Annotated in this window: 13 protein-coding genes; 9 read left to right on the top strand and 4 right to left on the bottom strand. The window is 68.3% G+C overall.

The window, feature by feature from the left end:
- Positions 1 to 142: 142 nt before the first annotated feature.
- Complete coding sequence (locus GIY56_RS09900; protein ID WP_196053596.1) at positions 143 to 910, bottom strand: enoyl-CoA hydratase/isomerase family protein; 768 nt, start codon at positions 908 to 910, stop codon at positions 143 to 145.
- A 154-nt stretch (positions 911 to 1064) separates the two neighbouring features.
- Here GIY56_RS09900 and GIY56_RS09895 point away from each other — a divergent pair, with 154 nt between their 5' ends.
- The 6 genes from GIY56_RS09895 to GIY56_RS09870 all read left to right on the top strand — a co-directional run bounded on the left by GIY56_RS09895 (position 1065) and on the right by GIY56_RS09870 (position 9714).
- Positions 1065 to 1550, top strand: coding sequence for a MaoC family dehydratase (locus tag GIY56_RS09895; protein WP_154764659.1), 486 nt, complete (start codon positions 1065 to 1067; stop codon positions 1548 to 1550).
- Between the two features lie 123 nt (positions 1551 to 1673).
- Entirely contained in the window at positions 1674 to 3068 is a 1395-nt protein-coding gene (locus GIY56_RS09890) for an enoyl-CoA hydratase-related protein (RefSeq protein ID WP_196053595.1), read from the top strand.
- A 66-nt stretch (positions 3069 to 3134) separates the two neighbouring features.
- The gene (locus GIY56_RS09885) at positions 3135 to 4760 is read left to right on the top strand and encodes an AMP-binding protein (RefSeq protein WP_154764657.1); all 1626 of its coding nucleotides are present in this window, start codon (positions 3135 to 3137) and stop codon (positions 4758 to 4760) included.
- A gap of 792 nt (positions 4761 to 5552) precedes the next feature.
- A complete protein-coding gene (locus GIY56_RS09880; RefSeq protein WP_154764656.1) occupies positions 5553 to 6752 on the top strand; it encodes an MFS transporter in 1200 nt (399 codons plus the stop codon).
- Between the two features lie 11 nt (positions 6753 to 6763).
- Complete coding sequence (locus GIY56_RS09875; RefSeq protein ID WP_154764655.1) at positions 6764 to 9385, top strand: nitrate reductase; 2622 nt, start codon at positions 6764 to 6766, stop codon at positions 9383 to 9385.
- Positions 9386 to 9456: 71 nt separating this feature from the next.
- Positions 9457 to 9714 carry a hypothetical protein gene (locus GIY56_RS09870; protein ID WP_154764654.1) on the top strand — a complete coding sequence of 86 codons (258 nt, stop codon included), beginning with the start codon at positions 9457 to 9459 and terminating at the stop codon, positions 9712 to 9714.
- A gap of 12 nt (positions 9715 to 9726) precedes the next feature.
- Here the strand turns inward: GIY56_RS09870 and GIY56_RS09865 are convergent, their stop codons facing one another.
- The 3 genes from GIY56_RS09865 to GIY56_RS09855 are packed head-to-tail and all read right to left on the bottom strand — an operon-like array spanning position 9727 to position 12598.
- Entirely contained in the window at positions 9727 to 10641 is a 915-nt protein-coding gene (locus GIY56_RS09865; RefSeq protein ID WP_154764653.1) for a sugar kinase, read from the bottom strand.
- Positions 10638 to 11858, bottom strand: coding sequence for a mannonate dehydratase (gene uxuA, locus GIY56_RS09860; RefSeq protein ID WP_154764652.1), 1221 nt, complete (start codon positions 11856 to 11858; stop codon positions 10638 to 10640). The genes GIY56_RS09865 and uxuA overlap by 4 nt, the downstream gene beginning before the upstream one ends.
- Positions 11859 to 11899: 41 nt before the next feature.
- A complete protein-coding gene (locus GIY56_RS09855; RefSeq protein ID WP_154764651.1) occupies positions 11900 to 12598 on the bottom strand; it encodes a GntR family transcriptional regulator in 699 nt (232 codons plus the stop codon).
- An 87-nt stretch (positions 12599 to 12685) separates the two neighbouring features.
- Between GIY56_RS09855 and uxaC the strand changes: the two genes are divergently transcribed.
- From uxaC to GIY56_RS09840, 3 genes are read left to right on the top strand one after another with little or no spacing between them, the layout of a single operon-like run.
- Positions 12686 to 14092, top strand: coding sequence for a glucuronate isomerase (uxaC, locus tag GIY56_RS09850; RefSeq protein ID WP_154764650.1), 1407 nt, complete (start codon positions 12686 to 12688; stop codon positions 14090 to 14092).
- Between the two features lie 22 nt (positions 14093 to 14114).
- Entirely contained in the window at positions 14115 to 15092 is a 978-nt protein-coding gene (locus GIY56_RS09845; RefSeq protein WP_154764649.1) for a TRAP transporter substrate-binding protein, read from the top strand.
- 60 nt (positions 15093 to 15152) lie between these two features.
- A complete protein-coding gene (locus GIY56_RS09840) occupies positions 15153 to 15686 on the top strand; it encodes a TRAP transporter small permease (RefSeq protein WP_154764648.1) in 534 nt (177 codons plus the stop codon).

Raw genomic sequence — 15686 nt, 5'->3', positions numbered from 1 at the left:
CCCGTCCGCCCGAACCCGCGCCTTCACGTTGTAGTCGATCACCCGCTTCACGGGCACGAGGATCTTCATCCGGTTCTTCCTTCTTCAGCATTGCCTGCCCGCCCTGGCGGGCCGTGGTTCCCATCGTCAGCCGGCGATGCGCCTACCGGCCGGTAAAGTCCGCCTTGCGCTTTTGCACGAAAGCCTCGATCCCCTCGCGCGCGTCCGCCAGACCGGCGACCTGCGAAAGCGATTGCGCCTCCAACTCCAGCTGTTCGTCGATGCTGCGGCCAAGCGCGCCCGAAAAGCTGCGCTTGATCATGCCGTATGCGCGCGTCGGACCCTGGGCCAGCCGCATCGCCGTCGCCTCGGCCGCCGCGCGAACCTCGGCCAGGGGATGGAGGTGATCGACCAGCCCCGCATCGCGGGCCTCGGCGGCGGTGATCGTTTCGTTGCACAGGATGAAGCGGCGCGCCCGGGCGATGCCCATCCGTTCGGACAAGGATACCGTCGTGCCGCTGTCCGCGCAAAATCCGATGGCGGGGAAGGCGGCGGTGAACCTGACCGAGTCGGCGGCGTGGATCACGTCGGCAAAGGCCATCATGGAAACCGCGCCCCCGGCGACCCCGCCCTCGACCGCGCAGACGATGGGGGCATCCATGCGGCGCAGCCGCACCAGCGCCGTGTGGAAGTCCGAGGTCCAGTCGAGAATCAGCCGGGGCAGTTCGTCGATGCGGTCCTTGAAGCTGTTCAGATCGCCGCCCACGGAAAAGAAGCGCCCTTCGGCCGTCATCAGCACCGCGCGAACCTGCGGCGAGGTAAAGAGAATGCCCGACAGTTCCAGCAGTTCGGCGCCCAGCGTCGCGTCGATCGGATTGCCGCGGTCGGGCTGGCAAAACGCCACGCGGGCAAGCCCGTCCTCCATGGTCATCCTGACAGATTGCCCGTGAAACTCCATGCTCTCCTCCGATGACCGAGCCAGGTTGCCAGAGCGACATTAAAGCGGATAGAATAGATATGCAACCATATCGTAAACTAGCAACTTAATTGACGCGGCGTTCCTTGGCCGCAAGACAGCAGGTCGCATGATGTCGGAAACGCGTTTTGAAACCTCCGCCGCGGATCGCTGGTTCGAGCATTACCGCCCCGGGGATGCCTATCGTTTCGGCCCCATCGAGGTGACCGAGCAGGAGATCATCGCCTTCGCGCGCCGCTATGATCCGCAGTCGTTCCACATCGACCCGCAGGCTGCCGCCGCCGGTCCCCATGGATGCGTGATCGCCTCGGGCTGGATGACGGCATCGTTGATGATGCGGCTGCTGGTCGATGGCTTTTTGCCGTCGCGGGCAGGCTTGGCGGCGCCCGGCTGCGACGAGTTGCGCTGGCTGCATCCGGTGCGGCCCGGCGACAGGCTGTGGCTGCGCGTGACGATCCTCTCGGCCCGGGTGTCCCGGTCGAAGCCGGATCGGGGCATCGTCTCGTTCCGGATGGAGGGCGAGAACCAGGACGGGACAGCCGTCTATGGCGCCATCGCGACCGGTATCTTCCTGCGGAACCCGGACCCGGGCTGAGCATCGACCGCGGGTCCGGCGTCGATCCCGCTTGCGGGAATTGACGGATTAGGTATGCAGGTGCATTATACAACAGCACACTATATGGGTGCCAGCGCCTTTGTCTGCCGGGGAGGACAGGACATGACCAAGCAACCGCCGGAACTTGCGGAGTTCCGTTATGACCTGATCGAGGACGGCATCGGCCATCTGATCTTCGACATGCCCGGCCGGACCATGAACGTCTTTTCCAACCGTGCCATCCACGAATCCGAGGCGGTGGCCGACTGGCTGAAGACAAGCGGCCTGAAGGGGCTGGTCGTGTCGTCGGGGAAAGGCACCGCCTTTTGCGCGGGGGCCGACCTGGGCGAACTGGCGCAGGCCTATGCGATGATCATCGCCGCCCCCGAAAGCCAACGCTGGCGGATCGGCCGCGACCATTTCTCGCCCATCGGCCGTGCCTTCCGCAAGCTGGAAACCGCCGGGGTGCCGGTCGCCTTCGCGATCAACGGGCTGGCGCTTGGCGGGGGGTGCGAATTCGCGCTGGCCGGGCATTACCGCGTTCTGGCCGACACGCCGGCGACCGCTCTGGGGTTGCCGGAATCGCTGGTCGGCCTGCTGCCCGGCGGCGGCGGCACGCAACGCCTGCCGCGCCTTGTCGGCATCGAGGCGGCCATGCCGGTGCTGCTTGACGCGGCCCGCTTCACGCCCGCCGACGCGGTGGCGGCAGGGGTCGCGCATCGCGTGGTTCCCGCGGGGCAGGAAATCGCCGCCTGCGTGGAATGGATCAAGGGCAATCCCCAGCCGAAGCAGCCTTGGGACCGGGACGATCACGTCCTTCCCACCCAGGCCGAAGTCAGCGCCCGCCTGGCCGAATTGCGCCGCGCGCGAGAGGAGGAGACGGGGGGCCATTATCCGGCGATCACGGCAATTCTCGATTGCGTGGAATTCGGCATGCCCCTGGCGATGGATGCCGCCGTCAGCAAGGAAATCGACATCTTTGCCGATCTCATCAAGCGCCCCGAGCCGCGCGACATGATCTCGAGCCTGTTTCTGGGCAAGCAGATCTGGCAAAAGCAGCGCAAGGCGGATGCCCTGCCCAAGGCCTATGACGCCATTGCCGCCGCCATCCGCAAGGCCTGGGCCGACGTGGCGGCCCGGTTCGACCCCCAAGCGGTCGAAAGCGCGGCCCGCTGGGCGCGGCTGACGGTCCCGATCCCGGCGGATGGCCAGGCCCGTCCGGTCCCGGCCGAGGTGCTGGGCCATCATCGGGGCATCGCCGCGACCGGAACCTGGATCGACGCGCCGCAAGGGCAGGACCAGATCATTGCCGGCGCCTTGCTGGGCGCCGCGGTCGTCGCCGCGCTGGAACAGGGCAGCGGCCTTGACCCCGACAGCCGCCGGGCGGCCGATTTCCACAGCATCAACGCCGCAGGTTTCCCCGCCTATCTGGGTGGCCCTTTCGCGCTTTACGATTCCATCGGCAGCGAGGGCGTCCGGCGCCTGATCGCGCCGGTCGCCACCGAAACGGCGCGATAACGCCGCCTTTCGGAAAGATCGCCCCGGGGAGGGGCGATCCTGTTGTTTCATGGGGAGGATGATGCAATGACCAAATTCGATCTTGCCACGCACAGGCGCAAGCTGCGCGAACTGGGCCACTGGACGGACGAACATTACGACGATTTCCTGCGCAAGGCGCTTCGGGATCACCCCGACAAGCTGGCGGTCGTGTCGGATCGCGCCTCGGGCGTCACCCGGCTGACCTTCCGCGAGCTGGAGGATCGCATCGCGCGTGCCGCCGGCGGATTGCGCAAGCTGGGCGTGGGCAAGGGCGACGTGGTTGCCCTGCAACTGCCCAACTGGTGGGAATTCGTGGTGGCCGTGCTGGCGTCCCAGCGGTTGGGGGCGATCACCAACCCGCTGATGCCGATCTTCCGCGAACGCGAGCTGCGCTTCATGCTGGGCTTCGCGCGGTGCAAGGTGTTCATCGTCCCCGAGGGTTTCGGGTCGCTGGATCTGGTCGGCACCGCCCGTCTGCTGCGCGACGAGCTGGGCCATCTTAAGCATGTGGTGGTGGCGAACGGCACCGGCGGCGACAGCTTCGCGGCGCTGCTGGATGCGGGCGAACGGGTGGACCTTGCGCCCGAGGGCACGCCGCCCCTCACCGATCCGGGCGAACCCTCGATGCTGATGTACACCTCGGGGACCACCGGCTCGCCCAAGGGGGTGCAGCACACCGTCAACAGCATGGTGAACGCCGCCCGCAGCATGACCCGGCGCGGCCACCTGTCCAACGACGACGTGGTGCTGGTCGGCTCGCCCGTGGGGCACATGCTGGGCCTTGCCGCGGGGGTGATCCTGGCGCTCTTCAACCGGGCCACCATGGTCTTGCAGGAAAGCTGGAACGGCCGGCACGCCCTGGAGCTGATCGACGAATACAAGGTCACCTTCAGCGGCGGCGCCACGCCCTTTCTGGCCGATCTGGTCCGCGAGGTGCAATCCGGCGCGCCGCGTCCCGAAACGCTGCGGCTGTTCCTGTGCGCCGGCGCCCCGATTCCGCCCGTGCTGGTCCGCCAGGCCGGCGAGGTCCTGGGGACGACGGTCACGTCGGTCTGGGGGATGACGGAAAGCCTGGCCTCGACCATGACCGAACCCGAGCGGGCGGGCAAGCTGTCCTCGCTTTCCGACGGCCGGCCGGTCGCCGGGATGGAGGTCAAGGTGGTCGATGACGCAGGCAGGACGCTTGCCGCGGGCGAGCGCGGGCGCCTGCTGGTGCGCGGCGCCCAGCTTCACATCGGCTACATGGGCGTCCCGCCCGAGGACACCTTCGACGCCGAAGGCTGGATGGATACCGGCGACCTGGCCTATTGCCTGGCCGACGACGATTGCGCGGACTATATCCGGATCGCCGGGCGCACCAAGGACGTGATCATCCGCGGCGGCGAGAATATCCCCGTGGTCGAGATCGAAAGCCTGCTGGTCGAGCATCCGGCGATCACCGGTGCCGCCCTGGTCGGCTATCCCGACGAACGGCTGGGCGAACGCGCCTGCGCCTTTCTGACGGTGGAAAAGGGCAGCACCGTCTTGCTGGACGACCTGCGGGTCTGGATGGACGAGAAGAAGGTCGCCAAGCAGTACTGGCCCGAACGGATCGAGATCATCGAGGCGATGCCCCGCACGCCCAGCGGCAAGATCCAGAAGTTCATGCTGCGCGACCGGCTGACACCCTGATCCGCGGGGCAGGCAGGGCGGCGACAGGGGCAGGACCGTGTTCCTGCCGGAACGGCGCCCGGTCGTTCGACAGGCTTGCGCCGCGCCACCGGGCGCGACGGTCCTGTCTTGCCATGACGGCGCGCCGGAACAGGAGGACGAGTTCAGGTGCAATCCGGACGGCAGGCGCTTGCGAAGCCGGTAGCCGCGCCGACGCCTTCGACCCGAGGGCGGGCGGCCGGGTCTGGCCAGTCGCCCTGATGCAAGGGCAGGCATCCCTGAAGGCGGACCCCGCAACCACCGAGACGTGATCCGGCACCGCCATTGTCTCCCTCGGGGGGGGGGGCGCCTTTGCATCCGGACCGTCGCGGTCCCCGCAAGGCAGCCGGCTGGCCAAGCTGCGGATCCCTCCTGCCTCTTTTTCACAAGGCCCGGCCGCCTGCGGAGGAACGTCCTGCCGCCGATGGCCTTGCCGCGGTCTTGCCCGCGGCCTCGAACCTTGCCCGGCCTCGTGATGCCCGCAAGAGCCGCCGGCATCCTCGAACTGACCAAAGCACAGGCAGGCCGCGCATTCTTTTTGCGATCGCGGCGAAAAACGGGCCGGATCGCATGGAATCGGCCTGCGGCGCTTGGATCGCCGCCATGATTCGGCACAATGCATCATGGCCCGGCGCAACGGCGCGTCAGGGGTCCGCTCGCAACGATGCGGCATTTCCTGAAAGCGTCACGGCCAACGGCAGTCCTTCGGGGCATCAATGGCCGCGCGCTTTCCGACAGCCACAGACCTCATCCCGTCTTGCCATCGGAGCATCCATGTCCCTCAATGCCAATTCCAACCGTGCCTTGGCACTGTCCACCGCAGCCTTCACCGTCTGCTTTGCGGTCTGGACGATCTTTTCCATCATCGGCATCCAGATCAAGCAGCAGCTGGACCTGACCGAAACGCAGTTCGGCCTGCTGGTCGGAATGCCGATCCTGACCGGCTCGCTGGTGCGCATCGTGCTGGGCGTCGCCACCGACCGGCTGGGCGGGCGTGCCGTCTATACGCTGACCATGCTGGCCGCCGCCGTCGCGACCTTTCTTCTGTCCTGGGCCACTACCTATCCCCAGATGCTGCTGGCGGCGCTTGGCGTGGGCCTTGCGGGCGGCTCCTTTGCCGTGGGCGTGGCCTATGTGTCGCGCTTCTTCGACGGCACCCGGCAGGGCACCGCGCTTGGCATCTTCGGCGTGGGCAATGTCGGCGCGGCCGTGACCAAGTTCGCGGCGCCCTTCGTGATGGTCGCGCTTGGCTGGCAGGCCACGGCGCAGATCTGGGCGGGCGTCCTGGCGCTGACCGCGCTGGCCTTCTGGGCGCTGTCCAAGGACGATCCCGTGACCGCCGCCCGCCGCGGCACGCGCGCGCCGCTGCGCAGCCTGCGGGCCGAATTCGCGCCGCTGAAGAACCTGCGGGTCTGGCGTTTCTCGGCCTATTACGTCTTCAGCTTCGGGGCCTTTGTCGCCCTGGCGCTGTGGCTGCCGCATTACCTGATCGGCGTCTATGGCTTTGACGTGAAGACGGCGGGCATGGTCGGGGCGGCCTATTCGATCCCCGCCTCGATCTTCCGCGCCTATGGCGGGGTGCTGTCGGACCGGATCGGCGCGCGGACGGTGCTGTATGCGACCTTCGCCGTCTCGCTGGGCGCGACCGCCATCCTGGCGCTGTCGCCGGGCCTGTCGGTCGCGGCCTTCCTGGCGGTGATCTTCGTCTTGGGCTTCGTCATGAGCCTGGGCAAGGCGGCCGTCTACAAGCATATCCCGACCTATTACCCGCAGAACGTCGGCGCGGTCGGCGGGCTGGTCGGCATGATCGGCGGCCTGGGCGGCTTCGTGCTGCCGCTGCTGTTCGGCTGGCTGAAGGACCAGACCGGCAGCTGGTCCAGCTGCTTCGTGGTGCTGTTCCTGCTGGCGGCGGGCTGCCTGGCCTGGATGCACGCCTCGATCCGCCAGACCCGCATCGCCGCGCAAGCCGCCTGAGGGGACGGGCCATGAACATGCAGTCCCCCCGCCCCGCCGTCCGCACCACCTGCCCGTATTGCGGCGTCGGCTGCGGGATCCTGGCCACGCCGGACGGGGCAGGAGGGCTGCATGTCGCGGGCGATCCCGGCCACCCGGCGAATTTCGGGCGGCTTTGCGTCAAGGGTTCGGCCCTGGGCGAGACGGTCGGGCTGAAGGGCCGCCTGCTGGCCCCCCGGATCGGCGGGCGCGAAGCCGGCTGGGACGAGGCGCTCGACCTGGTGGCGCGGCGGTTTTCCGACACCATCGCCGCGCACGGGCCGGATTCGGTGGCGATGTATGTCTCGGGGCAGTTGCTGACCGAGGATTACTATGCCGCCAACAAGCTGATGAAGGGCTTTGTCGGCAGCGCCAACATCGACACGAACTCGCGGCTGTGCATGGCCTCCAGCGTGGCGGGACACCGCCGCGCCTTCGGGTCCGACACCGTGCCCGGCCTTTACGAGGATCTGGAAGGCGCCGACACGGTGGTGCTGGTCGGCTCGAACCTCGCCTGGTGCCATCCGGTCCTGTACCAGCGCCTGGCCGCGGCGCGAGAGGCGCGGGGAACCAGGGTCGTCGTGATCGACCCGCGCCGCACCGCCACCTGCGACATCGCCGACCTGCACCTGCCCCTGGCGCCGGGATCGGACGCGGTGCTGTTCAACCTGCTGCTGGCCGAGATCGACCGCCGCGGCCTGGTCACCGAAACGCCCGACGGCCTGGCCGATGCCCTGGCCGCCGCCCGCGCCACCCTGCCCGCCGCCACCGGCCTGCCCCACAGCGCCCTGCGGCAGTTCCTGGACCTGTGGTGCGGCAGCGAACGGGTCGTCACCGTCTATTCCCAGGGCATCAACCAGTCCGACAGCGGCACCGACAAGGTGAACGCGATCCTGAACTGCCATCTGGCGACCGGCCGGATCGGCCGCCCCGGCACCGGTCCGTTCAGCGTCACCGGCCAGCCGAACGCCATGGGGGGCCGCGAAGTGGGCGGGCTGGCGAACATGCTGGCCTGCCACCTGGACATCGAAGACCCCGCGCATCGGGACGCGGTGCAGGGCTTCTGGCGCTCGCCCCGCATGGCCTCCAGGCCCGGCCTCAAGGCCGTGGACATGTTCCGCGCGGTCGAGGAGGGGCGGATCAAGGCGCTGTGGATCATCTGCACCAATCCCGCCGTGTCCATGCCCGAGGCCGATCGCGTCGCCCGCGCCATCAAGGGCTGCGATTTCGTGGTCGTGTCCGACATGATCGCCCGGACCGACACCACGCGGCTGGCCCATGTGCTGCTGCCCGCGACCGGATGGGCGGAAAAGGACGGCACGGTCACCAATTCCGAACGCCGCATCAGCCGCCAGCGCCGCACCCTTGCCCCCGCAGGCCAGGCGCGCGACGACTGGCGCATCATCGCGGACGTTGCCGCGCGCATGGGCTGGCCCGAGGCCTTTGCCTGGGACAGCCCGGCGCAGGTCTTTGCCGAACATGCGGCGCTGTCGGGCGTGGCGGGCGCGCTTGGCAGCGACTTCGACATCTCGGACCATGCCGGGATCACGCAGGCCGGATACGACGCGTTGGGACCGTTCCTGTGGCCGCAATCCTCGCGCCGCAGGGGCGGGCGCTTCTTTGGCGACGGGCGGTTCCACACGCCCTCGGGCCGGGCGCGGATGATCGCCGTGACGCCGCGCCCGCCGCAGCCGCTCAGCGAGGCCTGGCCCTTCCGCCTCAACACCGGACGGGTGCGCGACCATTGGCACACGATGACGCGCACCGGCCTGTCGCCGCGCCTGTCGCGCCACCTGGCCGAGCCGTTCCTGGAACTGCACCCCACGGATGCCGCCCGGCTGGGCCTGGTTCCCGCCACGCTGGCCGAGGTGACCAGCTCCCATGGGCGCGCCATCCTGCGGGTGCTGGTGACGGATCGCGTGGCGCCCGGCCATCCCTTCGCCCCGATCCACTGGACGGGCGAGACCGCGCCTTCCGGCCGCATCGACGCGCTGGTGGACGGACTGGCCGATCCGGTGTCGGGCCAGCCCGCGTCCAAATCCGCCCCCGTCGCGATCCGCCCCTTCGCGGCGGCGTGGTATGGCTTTGCCGTCTCGGCGCACCCGATCACGCCCGGTTGCGACTATTGGGCGCGCGCCACCCTGCCCGCCGGGCACCAGGCCGAACTGGCCGGGCGCGGCGAACCGGGGGACTGGGCCGATGCGGCCCGCAGGATGCTGGGCGTCACGGGCGATCCGCTGGTCGTCCGCGATCCCCGCAACGGCATCCTGCGCATGGCCTTCATCCAGAACGGACGCCTGTCGGCCGCCCTGTTCGTGGCGCGGGAACCCGCGGCCCTGTCGCGCAGCCATGTGGTCGCGGCCCTGGGGGGCGATTGCCGGGGCGACATCCTGGCCGGGCGTCCGGGCGCGGACCAGCCCGACCCGGGGGCGGTGGTCTGCGCCTGCTTCGGGGTGGGCGTGAACACCATCCTGGGCGCGATCGCCACGCAGGATCTGACCACGGTCGAGGCCATCGGCAAGGCCCTGGGCGCGGGAACCAACTGCGGATCCTGCCGGCCGGACCTGAAGGGCCTGCTTGTGTCCGCACGGGCGCGGGCGGTTGATCTTTGCTAAGACGGCCTGCCGTGCCGGAACATGCGCGCGTCGTCGTCGTTCGCCTTCGTCACGGCAGGAAGGAACCGCTCATGCGCCGGGTCGGCTTTTCCATCGACGGACACGGCCCCTTCGAGGGGATCATGAAGTTCGCCACCCCTGGCGAGATCCTGGTCGAGTTCATCGCGATCCCGGCCCGGGCCGAGGATTTCGCGGGCGCAAGAACCATCCGCGTCACGCCCGAGGACGAGGACCCTTTCGAGGCGCCGGTCGTCCGCGTCACCACCTATGGCGGCCAATACGACGACGCGGCCGGCACCATGACCGGCTATGTGGTCTTTCAGCGATGATGGCCGGCCTACCTAGGTCCCGAACGCGGCCTGCCGCACCAGGGCGCCGGGATGCGAGACGACCTGAAGGCTCAGCCCATGGGCGGCGCGGATCGCGGCATCGGGACCGGCGCCTTGCAGGGTCGCGGCAAGATAGCCCGCATTGAAGCTGTCGCCTGCGGCGGTGCTGTCCACGGGGGCGACGCGCGGCAGGTCTGTGACCAGCCCCTCGCCTTGCGGCCCCGCATGATGCACCGGCCCGCCGCCGTTCTTCACGACCACCTGCCCCGCACCAAGACGCAGATAGCGCGCGGCTGTCGCCTCGGGGTCCGCGTCCCCGAAATGGGCCGCCTCGTCGTCGAAGCTGGGCAGGACCAGGTCGGCGCCGCCCCCTGCGCGTTCGATCCAGTGGCGCATGTCCCCGCCGCTGTCCCACAGACGGGGGCGCAGGTTCGGGTCGAAGACGATCCGGCAGCCCGCGGCCCGCGCATTCGCCGCCGCATCCAGCAGGGCGGACCGGCCCGCCGGGGGCAGGATGGCCAGCGTGATCCCCGAGAAATAGGCGATTTGGCAGCCCCCCAACGCCCGGGCGAGGCGCTGCGGGTCGTCGGCAAGCCCACGCGCGGCGGACTGGCCGCGCCAATAGGAAAAGCTGCGCTCGCCATCCTTCAGAGAGATCGCGTAAAGTCCGATCTCCCGCTGGGGGTCTTGGGACACATGCTCGGCCTCGATCCCCTCGGCGGCCAGGAAGCGCAGCATTTTCTGCGAGAACGCGCCGGTGCCGACGCGGCTGAAATACCCCACGCGCCAGCCGGGACCCAGGCAGCGGCGCAGATACCAGGCGGTGTTCAGCGTGTCGCCCGCGATGCCAAGCGACCACAGATCGCCGCCTGCCTGGGACAGCTCCACCATCGCCTCGCCAATGGACAGGATCAGGGGGGCGGTCATGAGCGGGTTCCTTGCAGGAGGGGGTGGGACAGCGCGGTCTCGACCCCGCGCAACTCGGCCAGGCCCTTGAGGCGGCCGATGGCCGGATAGCCGGGCTGGCCGCCGCGCCCGATGTCGTCCAGGATGTCCTGGCCGTGGTCGGGGCGCATGGGGATCTGCGCGTCCTCGCGGCCTGCGGCACGGCGGCGGCTTTCCTCGCGCAGGATGGCGGCGATCAGCGCCACCATGTCGGTCTGGCCCGCCAGATGCTCGTCCTCGAAGAAGGACCCGGCGATGGCGTCACCATCGCGGCGGACATTGCGCAGGTGCAGGAAATGCACCCGGTCGCCCAGACGGGCCATCATGCCGGGCAGGTCGTTGTCGGGCCGCGCCCCCAAGGATCCCGAACACAGCGTGATGCCGTTGGCCGGCAGATCCACGGCACCCATGCGTTCCGCGTAATCGGCCTCGGTAGACATGATGCGGGGCAGGCCCAGCAGCGGGAAGGGCGGATCGTCGGGATGGCAGCACAGGCGCATCCCCAGTTCCTGCGCGACCGGGACCACCTGTTCCAGGAAGTCGTGGAAATGCCGCCGCAGCACCGCGTCACTCACGGGGGCATAGCTTGCCAGCAGCGCCCGCACGTCCGGCAGGGTGAAATGTTCCGCAGCCCCCGGCAGGCCGAAGACAACGTTCCCGGCCAGGGCCTGCCGTGTCGCATCGTCCATGGCGGCAAAGCGGCGCGCGGCCTCGTCGCGGACCGCTTCGGGGAAATCCTCGGCCGCGCCGAGGCGTTGCAGGATATGGATGTCGAAGGCGGCGAAGTCGGTGTAATCGAACCTCATGCAGCGTGCACCGGTGGGGCGACGCCAAGCCAGATCCGTGCGCGTCCAGTCCAGCACCGGCATGAAGTTGTAGCAGATCACCCGGATCCCCGCCGCGTGCAGGTTCCGCATCGACTGGATCCAAGTTGCGACATGATCCCGCCAGTCGCCGGTCTGGGTCTTGATGGCCTCGCTGACGGGCAGGCTCTCGACGACCTCCCATTCAAGCCCGGATGGCGCGCCGTCCGTCATCACCGCCAGTTCGCGCTGGCGCTTGCCGATCTCCTCGGGCGTCCAGACGGCGCCGGTGGGCACGTGGTGCAGGGCCGTCACCACGCCCCGGACCCCCGCCTGCAGCATGTCGTCGATCGAGACCCGGTCCCGCGGGCCGAACCACCGCCAGGTGTGTCGCATTCATTCCTCCCCGAATGGCATGTCGGTCATGGGTTGCCGGGCTAGTGCCCCAGCATCTCGGGCTGGTCGGCGCGCAGGCGGTCCAGCGTGTCGTTGATGCGCGACAGGTGCAGCCCGATGGCCGCCACGGCCTTGTCCTCGTCGCGTTCTCGCAGCGCGGCCAGGATCACCTTGTGTTCCTCCATCGCGTTGCGAGCGTTGTAGGACAAGGACAGCCAGCGCGCCCGGTCCATGTGGCCCTTGTTGTCCTTGACCAGCGTCCAGACGAAATCCAGCCCCGAATGGGCGCAGATGTCGTGGTGGAACCGGTCGTCCAGCGCGTGGAAGCCGCTGCGGTCATCAGCCTCGATGGCGGCCTGCTGCCGCGCGATCAGGCCGGCCAGCGCGTCGTGATGCGCGGGCGTCAGCTTGTGGACCGCCTCGCGGATGCAGGCGATTTCCAGCGCCAGGCGGATGAAGAAGGCCTGCCGGATCGCCTCCTCGGAAATGGGGGTGACCACCGTGGCCCGCTGCGGGCGGATCTGGATGAAGCCCAGTTGCGACAGCCGGTAAAAGGCGTCGCGCACCGGCTGGCGGGACACGCCCATCTGGGCCGCGACCTCGGCCTCGGACAGTTTCGCGCCGGGGGGCAGGCTCAGGTTGATGACCCGCTGATACAGCGCGTCATAGATCTGGTCGGTCACGGTGCGCGGGCGCAAGTCGTCCAGCAGGGGCAGGGCTGCTGCGGCTTCTGTCGGCATGTCGGACCCACCACGTTGACGCGTTTGCCAGACTAGCATATTAGATGACTAGAAGGCCCGCAAGGCGATTCGGGAGGAGACTTGCAGATGCCGCTTCTGGACGAGGATCGTCTGTTTCCGGTCGAGCCGGCCCTGCGCGGCCTGGCCCGCGACCTGTATGCCGGGATCCGCGATCTGCCCATCGTCAGCCCGCACGGCCATACCGATCCCCGCTGGTTCGCCGAGGACCGGCCCTTTCCCGATCCTGCGCAACTATTCGTGACGCCCGATCACTACGTCTTCCGGATGCTGGCCTCGCAGGGCGTGGCGCTGACCGACCTGGGCGTGCCGCGCGTGGACGGCGGGCCGAGCGAAACCGACGGGCGCAGGATCTGGCGGCTGTTCGCCAGCCATTACCACCTGTTCGCGGGCACGCCGTCGCGGATGTGGCTGGACCACGGCTTTCAGAACGTCTTCGGCATCGACCGCCGCCTGTCGGCGGAGACGGCGGACTGGTATTACGACCACATCGCCGATTGCCTGGCCCGCCCCGAGTTCCAGCCCCGCGCGCTTTTCAAGCGGTTCGGGATCGAGGTCATCGCCACGACCGAGGCCGCGACCGACGACCTGCGCTGGCACCGGATGATCCGCGAATCCGGTTGGAACGGCCGCGTCGTCACCGCCTATCGCCCGGACGGCGTGGTGGACCCCGAGATGGCGGGCTTTGCCGACAACGTGGCGCTGCTGGGGGAACAGACCGGGTTCGACACCGCCGCCTGGGACGGCTATCTGGACGCGCATCGGGCGCGGCGGGCGTTCTTCAAGGACCACGGCGCGACCTCGTCCGACCACGGCCACGCATCGGCCCGGACCGAGGATCTGCCGCAGGCGGACGCGGCGGCGCTGTTCGGCAAGGCCCTGCGCGGTCAATGCAGCCCGGACGAGGCAGACGCCTTCCGCGGCCAGATGCTGACCGAGATGGCGCGCATGAGCCTGGAGGACGGGCTTGTCATGCAGATCCATCCCGGCGCGCGGCGCAACCATTCCGATCCGGTGATGGCGGTCCATGGCCGCGACAAGGGCTTCGACATCCCGGGCCGCACGGATTACGTCGCGGCCCTGCGCCCGCTGCTGAACGCGGTGGGGATGCGCCCCGACCTGACGGTGATCCTGTTCACGCTGGACGAGACCAGCTATTCGCGCGAACTGGCCCCCTTGGCGGGCGCCTATCCCTGCCTGCGGCTTGGCCCGCCCTGGTGGTTCCACGACAGCCCCGAGGGGATGATGCGGTTCCGCCAGATGACGACGGAAACCGCGGGCTTTTACAACACCGTGGGCTTCAACGACGACACCCGCGCCTTTTGCTCGATCCCCGCGCGCCACGATGTCGCGCGCCGCGTGGATTGCGCCTTTCTTGCCACCCTGGTCGCGACCGGACGCCTGCTTGAGGAGGAAGCGTCCGACCTTGCGCACCAGCTGACCTACGGCCTCGTCAAGAGGGCCTACAAACTCTGAGCTTCACCAACGGGAGGATACCATGAAGTTCGTCACCACCACCCTTGCCGCCCTGCTGTGTTCGGCCGGCCTTGCCGCCGCCGCCGACTGCGAGATCACGCTGCGTTCGTCCGACACCCACCCCGACGGCTATCCGACGGTCGAGGGCGTCAAGGCCATGGCCGCCGAGGTCAAGGAAAAGACCGGGGGCCGCATCTGCATCGAGGTCTTCCCGTCGTCGCAACTGGGCGAGGAAAAGGACACCATCGAGCAGACCCAGTTCGGCGTCATCGACATGGTGCGCGCCTCCTTCGGGTCGTTCAACGACATCGTGCCGGTCACGCAGACCCTGTCGCTGCCTTATCTGTTCACCTCGCCCGAACACCAGCACGCGGTCCTGGACGGTCCCATCGGCGAGGAGATCGCCGAAGACTTCGCCGAAAAGGATCTGATCGCGCTGGCCTATTACGACGGCGGCTCGCGCAACTTCTACAACTCGCAAAAGCCGATCAGGACGGTGGAAGACCTGAAAGGCATGAAGTTCCGCGTCATGCAGAACGATGTCTTCGTGGACATGATGTCGGCCCTGGGCGCGAACGCGACGCCGATGCCTTACGGCGAGGTTTATTCCTCGATCCAGACGGGCGTGATCGACGGGGCGGAAAACAACTTCCCCTCCTATGACAGCTCGGGCCATGCCGAGGTCGCGAAATACTTCACGCAGGACCAGCACCTGATGGTGCCGGAACTGGTCGCCGTGTCGAAAACCTCGTGGGAGAAGCTGACCCCCGAGGACCAGGAGATCATGCGCGCGGCCGCCAGGAACTCGGCCACGCTTCAGCGCAAGCTGTGGGCCGAACAGGAAAAGGCCAGCGAGGAAAAGGTCGTGGCGGCGGGCGCCGAGGTCATCAAGGACGTGGACAAGACCGCCTTCATCGAGGCGATGGCCCCCGTCTATGAAAAATACGTGACCACGCCCGAGGCCCAGGATCTGGTCAAGCGCATCCGGGAAACCAAGTGACGCCCAGGCTCGCGGCGCCAGTCGCGGGCCTTTCCTTTCACGCAAACGAAAGGTGACGCCATGCACGGCAGCATCGCCCTGTTGTCACGTCTCAATGCCCGGCTTTCCCGGATCAGCCTGTGGGTGGCGGGCGCGGGGCTGGTGATCATGACGATCATCGTCTTCGCGCAGGTCTTCATGCGCTATGTCATGAACGACAGCCTGTTGTGGGTGGAACCCGTGGCGATCCTGCTGATGAGCTGGTTCATCTTCCTGGGATCCGCCGTGGGGGTCCACGAAAGCTTCCACATGGGCTTCGACGTGCTGCTGTTCTTCCTGCCGGAAGGCGCGGGAACCTGGCTGCGCGCGCTGTCCGACCTGGCGGTGCTGGGCTTCAGCATCGGCATGGCGGTCTATGGCTGGCAGTTGATGGCCAAGACCTGGGGATCGTCCTTGCCGGTGATCGGGCTGCCGGGGGGCTTCGGCTACATGCCGCTGTTCGCGGGGGGCGTCCTGATGACGCTGTTCGTGCTGGAACACCTGCTGAACCGCCTGTCGGGCCGCACGGTCGAGGTTGAACCCGACGCCCAAGACATCCTGATGACCGAGGCTTGA

It is taken from the genome of Paracoccus lichenicola, assembly GCF_009708075.1.
Classification (GTDB): domain Bacteria; phylum Pseudomonadota; class Alphaproteobacteria; order Rhodobacterales; family Rhodobacteraceae; genus Paracoccus; species Paracoccus lichenicola.
This window is presented reverse-complemented; position numbering and strand designations above follow the sequence as displayed.

Bases quoted from the DNA above. Each gene is read 5' to 3' on its own strand.
- GIY56_RS09855 (WP_154764651.1), bottom strand. From the start codon at position 12,598: ATGCCGACAGAAGCCGCAGCAGCCCTGCCCCTGCTGGACGACTTGCGC.
- GIY56_RS09870 (WP_154764654.1), top strand. From the start codon at position 9,457: ATGCGCCGGGTCGGCTTTTCCATCGACGGACACGGCCCCTTCGAGGGG.
- GIY56_RS09885 (WP_154764657.1), top strand. From the start codon at position 3,135: ATGACCAAATTCGATCTTGCCACGCACAGGCGCAAGCTGCGCGAACTG.
- uxaC (WP_154764650.1), top strand. From the start codon at position 12,686: ATGCCGCTTCTGGACGAGGATCGTCTGTTTCCGGTCGAGCCGGCCCTG.
- GIY56_RS09880 (WP_154764656.1), top strand. From the start codon at position 5,553: ATGTCCCTCAATGCCAATTCCAACCGTGCCTTGGCACTGTCCACCGCA.
- uxuA (WP_154764652.1), bottom strand. From the start codon at position 11,858: ATGCGACACACCTGGCGGTGGTTCGGCCCGCGGGACCGGGTCTCGATC.
- GIY56_RS09845 (WP_154764649.1), top strand. From the start codon at position 14,115: ATGAAGTTCGTCACCACCACCCTTGCCGCCCTGCTGTGTTCGGCCGGC.
- GIY56_RS09890 (WP_196053595.1), top strand. From the start codon at position 1,674: ATGACCAAGCAACCGCCGGAACTTGCGGAGTTCCGTTATGACCTGATC.
- GIY56_RS09895 (WP_154764659.1), top strand. From the start codon at position 1,065: ATGATGTCGGAAACGCGTTTTGAAACCTCCGCCGCGGATCGCTGGTTC.
- GIY56_RS09865 (WP_154764653.1), bottom strand. From the start codon at position 10,641: ATGACCGCCCCCCTGATCCTGTCCATTGGCGAGGCGATGGTGGAGCTG.
- GIY56_RS09840 (WP_154764648.1), top strand. From the start codon at position 15,153: ATGCACGGCAGCATCGCCCTGTTGTCACGTCTCAATGCCCGGCTTTCC.
- GIY56_RS09900 (WP_196053596.1), bottom strand. From the start codon at position 910: ATGACCATGGAGGACGGGCTTGCCCGCGTGGCGTTTTGCCAGCCCGAC.
- GIY56_RS09875 (WP_154764655.1), top strand. From the start codon at position 6,764: ATGAACATGCAGTCCCCCCGCCCCGCCGTCCGCACCACCTGCCCGTAT.